The sequence below is a fragment of the Kutzneria sp. NPDC052558 genome (assembly GCF_044547355.1).
Taxonomy (GTDB): Bacteria; Actinomycetota; Actinomycetes; order Mycobacteriales; family Pseudonocardiaceae; genus Kutzneria.
In genome coordinates, this window is sequence record NZ_JBIUAG010000082.1 from 1 (window position 1) to 1,607 (window position 1,607).

Below are 1,607 nucleotides of genomic sequence, written 5' to 3' on the forward strand. Positions count from 1 at the left end.
TAGGCTGAGACGTGATGCGTAGCCGATTGAGGCGAAGTAGAGTGATCCTATGCTGTCGAGAAAAGCCTCTAGCGAGTGTTTATGCGGCCCGTACCCCAAACCGACACAGGTGGTCAGGTAGAGAATACCGAGGCGTTCGGGTGAACTGTGGTTAAGGAACTCGGCAAAATGCCCCCGTAACTTCGGGAGAAGGGGGGCCGAGGGACTTGAAGCCCCTTGCGGGCTAGGGTTTTTCGGCCGCAGAGAGCAGCGAGAAGCGACTGTTTACTAAAAACACAGGTCCATGCGAAGTCGTAAGACGATGTATATGGACTGACGCCTGCCCGGTGCTGGAACGTTAAGGGGACCGGTTAGTCCTTTGGGGCGAAGCTGAGAACTTAAGCGCCAGTAAACGGCGGTGGTAACTATAACCATCCTAAGGTAGCGAAATTCCTTGTCGGGTAAGTTCCGACCTGCACGAATGGCGTAACGACTTCTCGACTGTCTCAACCACAGGCCCGGTGAAATTGCATTACGAGTAAAGATGCTCGTTTCGCGCGGCAGGACGGAAAGACCCCGGGACCTTTACTATAGCTTGGTATTGGTGCTCGGTTCGGCTTGTGTAGGATAGGTGGGAGACTGTGAAGCTGGCACGCCAGTGCTGGTGGAGTCGTCGTTGAAATACCACTCTGGTCGTTCTGGGTGTCTAACCTCGGACCGTGATCCGGTTCAGGGACAGTGCCTGGTGGGTAGTTTAACTGGGGCGGTTGCCTCCCAAAGGGTAACGGAGGCGCTCAAAGGTTCCCTCAGCCTGGTTGGCAATCAGGTGTTGAGTGCAAGTGCACAAGGGGGCTTGACTGTGAGACTGACGGGTCGAGCAGGGACGAAAGTCGGAACTAGTGATCCGGCCATGGCTTGTGGAAGCGTGGTCGCTCAACGGATAAAAGGTACCCCGGGGATAACAGGCTGATCTTGCCCAAGAGTCCATATCGACGGCATGGTTTGGCACCTCGATGTCGGCTCGTCGCATCCTGGGGCTGGAGTAGGTCCCAAGGGTTGGGCTGTTCGCCCATTAAAGCGGTACGCGAGCTGGGTTTAGAACGTCGTGAGACAGTTCGGTCCCTATCCGCCGTGCGCGTTGGAGATTTGAGGAAGGCTGTCCCTAGTACGAGAGGACCGGGATGGACGGACCTCTGGTGTGCCAGTTGTCCCGCCAGGGGCATGGCTGGTTGGCTACGTTCGGAAAAGATAACCGCTGAAAGCATCTAAGCGGGAAGCTTGTTCCAAGATGAGATCTCCTACCTCCTTGAGAGGGTAAGGCCTCCTATAGACGATGGGGTTGATAGGCCAGAGATGGAAGCCCTGTAAGGGGTGGAGTTGACTGGTACTAATAGGCCGAGGGCTTGTCTACAAAGACGCTTCGCATCCACTGTGTGGTTCTGAAGGAACCGACCGGCATGACCGGGGAGACGTGAGTCTTCTGGGTTGTGTGTGGTGGTTATCTTCATAGTGTTTCGGTGGTGTTAGCGGAGGGGAAACGCCCGGTCCCATTCCGAACCCGGAAGCTAAGCCCTCCAGCGCCGATGGTACTGCACTCGTGAGGGTGTGGGAGAGTAGGACGCCGCCGA

2 rRNA genes are annotated in these 1,607 nt (G+C 56.3%); both read left to right on the forward strand.

The features are described 5' to 3' along the window. A 23S ribosomal RNA gene (locus ACIG5F_RS49235) occupies window positions 1–1,390 on the forward strand; the annotation flags it as partial. A gap of 102 nt (window positions 1,391–1,492) precedes the next feature. Then, window positions 1,493–1,607, forward strand: a 5S ribosomal RNA gene (gene rrf / locus ACIG5F_RS49240); the annotation flags it as partial.